This window comes from Alistipes sp. CAG:29 (assembly GCF_000435435.1).
In the GTDB taxonomy this organism is placed as follows: domain Bacteria; phylum Bacteroidota; class Bacteroidia; order Bacteroidales; family Rikenellaceae; genus Alistipes; species Alistipes onderdonkii.
Map to the genome: position 1 here is coordinate 50,677 of NZ_FR893504.1, position 3,320 is coordinate 53,996.

2 protein-coding genes and 1 pseudogene are annotated in these 3,320 nt (G+C 60.1%); all 3 read left to right on the forward strand.

The features are described from left to right. Positions 1 to 461 (forward strand): annotated as a pseudogene (locus QVP03_RS11985) (hypothetical protein); the annotation flags it as partial. A gap of 361 nt (positions 462 to 822) precedes the next feature. Next, positions 823 to 2,574, forward strand: coding sequence for a transcription termination factor Rho (gene rho / locus QVP03_RS11990; protein ID WP_022333650.1), 1,752 nt, complete (start codon positions 823 to 825; stop codon positions 2,572 to 2,574). Positions 2,575 to 2,598: 24 nt separating this feature from the next. Beyond that, positions 2,599 to 3,320, forward strand: a 722-nt coding sequence (locus QVP03_RS11995; protein ID WP_288210806.1) for a S1/P1 nuclease, incomplete at its 3' end; no start/stop codon positions are given.

Below are 3,320 nucleotides of genomic sequence, written 5' to 3' on the forward strand. Positions count from 1 at the left end.
TTGTCGACACGCCGCTCAGCGGCAACGGCGTGGGGCAGGCCCCGATCCGCGTGAACGACCTCTACAACATCAAGAACGGGGCATCGGACGGCAAGACCAAGTATGCGGCCATCGACGAGTGCATCGCCTATACCTATAATACGGACGACCCGACGCGGTGGTGCATGAATTATGTCAGCTGCTACGACACGGCCCATTGCAGCGTGTCGGGGATCAGCCTGTTCGGCGCCGTGGGCGACTACGACTACTGCGCGAACAAGTACAACAGGTATACGGCCGACAAGATCGACAGCTACGATTTCCGCGGGAACGTCGGCATCGTGCTGATGGACTTCGCAGCGGCATCGCACGCCACGATGACCTTCGGGCAGACCTACTCGAACATGCAGGTCTACGGCGACGACCTGGTCAGGGCCGTGATCTGCAACAACAACAAGTGGAACCTGCGGCGCAACGAATAACCCCCGGAGGCTCCCGCCGCCGGCACGCGCCCCGGCAGGACGCCGGAACGACACCGAAGAAAAACCTCCCGGGCTTCCCGGGAGGTTTTTGCACACACAAACATTAACAATACAAACAACGCAATGGCTGAATAGATCTGTTGTTCCGGATACAAAGGTGGGGGTAATTTCCGGGTCGTACAATCGCCATAAATGAGTATTTTACGTCCGGGCACTCCCAATTTATGGTGAAAGCCCCGGCGGAAGGGCGTGATCTGCAATTTTTTATTTTGAATTTCGAAATAATGCACTATCTTTGCAAGCAAATTCCAATGTCCCGGCGCCCGCCGGGGTTCTGAAAATCACTTTGAAATAGAAATATATGCAGGATTTGAAAGCGCTCGAAGGGAAAAGCCTCGTCGAACTGCGTGAAATAGCAAAAGCTATCGGTATCGGGGACACCACATTGAAGAAGCGCGAACTGATCGAGAAAATCGCCGGGTTCTCCGCTTCCGAAGGCGCCCCCGCAGAAAATAAAGAGAAAAGAGGACGAGGCCGGAAAAAGGAGGTTCCCGCAACGGAAATGCAGCAGACGGCAGCCATAGCCGAACCCGCCGCCGTAAAGGCGGAAGCCGCTCCCGAAACCGTTCCCCAGGCCCCGCGAGGCCGTCGGCCGCGCATCACCAATACGAAGACCGAAAACACCGCACCAGCACAGCGTCCGCCCATCACGGTCGCCGGCCCCCCTGCCGAGCCGGAGCTCCCGATGGAAAGCGCCCCGGCACCTGCACCAGCGGCAGCGGCAGAAACCGTACAGGCACCCCGCGAGGAGAAGGCCGAGCCCAAGCGCCGCGGCCGCAAGCCCAAGGCACAAGCACAAGCACAAGCACAGGAAGAGGCAGCAGAACCCGCCGCCGCAACACCCCCGGCTGCCCAAGCTGCCCAGGCTACCCAGGCTACCCAGGCAGCAGCCGATGCGCAATCCTTCGACGGCGAGGTGATCACCAAGGACGATTTCGCCGGGGAGATCGAGGGCGAAGGCGTGCTGGAGATCATGCCCGACGGATACGGGTTCCTGCGTTCGGCCGACTACAACTACCTGAACTCGCCCGACGACATTTACGTTTCGCCGTCGCAGATCAAACTCTTCGGGCTGAAGCCCGGCGACACGGTGAACGGCGCCATACGCCCGCCGAAGGAGGGGGAGAAATATTTTCCGCTGGTACGCGTGAACGAGATCAACGGCCTGGCGCCGGAGTTCATCCGCGACCGCGTACAGTTCGAATTCATGACGCCGCTCTTCCCGAGCGAGAAATTCTGCCTTACGGGCAACGGACACAACAACATGTCGACGCGCGTGGTCGACCTCTTTTCGCCCATCGGCAAGGGACAGCGCGCGCTGATCGTAGCACAGCCCAAGACGGGTAAGACGGTGCTCATGCAGTCGATCATCAACGCCATCGCCGACAACCATCCCGAAGTATACATCATCGTGCTGCTGATCGACGAGCGCCCGGAGGAGGTGACCGAGATGGCCCGCAACTCCAAGGCCGAGGTCGTGGCATCGACCTTCGACGAACAGGCGTCGCGCCATGTGAAAGTCGCGGAAATGGTACTCGACAAGGCCAAGCGCATGGTCGAATGCGGACACGACGTGGTGATCTTCCTCGACTCGATCACCCGCCTGGCACGTGCCTACAACTCCGTCCAGCCCGCATCGGGCAAGGTGCTCTCGGGCGGTGTGGATGCCAACGCGCTCCACAAACCCAAGCGTTTCTTCGGTGCAGCCCGCAACACGGAGGAGAAAGGGTCGCTGACGATCATCGCCACGGCGCTGATCGACACCGGTTCGAAGATGGACGAGGTGATTTTCGAAGAGTTCAAGGGCACGGGCAACATGGAGCTCCAGCTCGACCGCAAGCTCGCCAACAAACGTGTCTACCCGGCGGTCGACGTCATCGCATCGGGTACGCGCCGCGAAGACCTGCTCCTGCCGCGCGACGTGATGAACCGCACGTGGGTGCTGCGCAAATACCTTTCGGACATGACGCCCGTCGAGGCCATGGAGTTCCTCCAGAAGCAGATGGGAATGACCAACACCAACGAGGAGTTCCTCGCCACGATGAACCATTAAACAACCACAAAACCCACTGATAAAATGAAAAACCTGATTATCCTGCTGTCATGCCTGCTGTTCGCCGGCAGCGTATACGGATGGGGACAAAAGGGGCACGACGTCACGGCCTACATCGCAGAGTGCCACCTCACGCCCGAAGCCGCCCAAAAGATCGACAAGGTGCTCAACGGCCATTCGCCCGTGTACTACTGCAACTGGATGGACATTGCCAGCCACACCCCCGAATACAATTACACCAAGACGTGGCACTACCTGAACATCGACGAGGGCCAAACTCTCGAAACGATGCCCCGGAACCCCAAAGGCGACGTGCTGACGGCCGTCACGGCGCTCGTCGCCGAGCTCAAGGCCGGCGGGCTGGCGCCCGAGGCGGAGACCGAGAAACTCAAAATGCTGATCCACCTGGTCGGCGACATGCACTGCCCGATGCACACGGGGCGCCTGTCGGATATCGGCGGCAACCAGCGCCCGGTGCTGATGTTCGGCCGCAAGACGAACCTCCACTCGGCCTGGGACTCGGCGATCCTCGAAGCCGGGCACAAGTGGAGCTACACCGAGTGGCAGGAACAGATCGACCGCCTGACGGACGACGAGGCGGCACTGGTACAGGCCGGGGAGCCGCAGGACTGGCTGAAGGAGACCCATGCGATCTGCGTCGGCATCTACGAGGACAGCCCCGAAGGGACGAAAATATCCTACGATTACGTGGACAAATACACGCCCGTCATCGAGCAGCAGCTCGT

What these genes read in the sequence shown, in the direction of transcription:
- rho (WP_022333650.1), top strand. Translation starts at nt 823, where the DNA reads ATGCAGGATTTGAAAGCGCTCGAAGGGAAAAGCCTCGTCGAACTGCGT.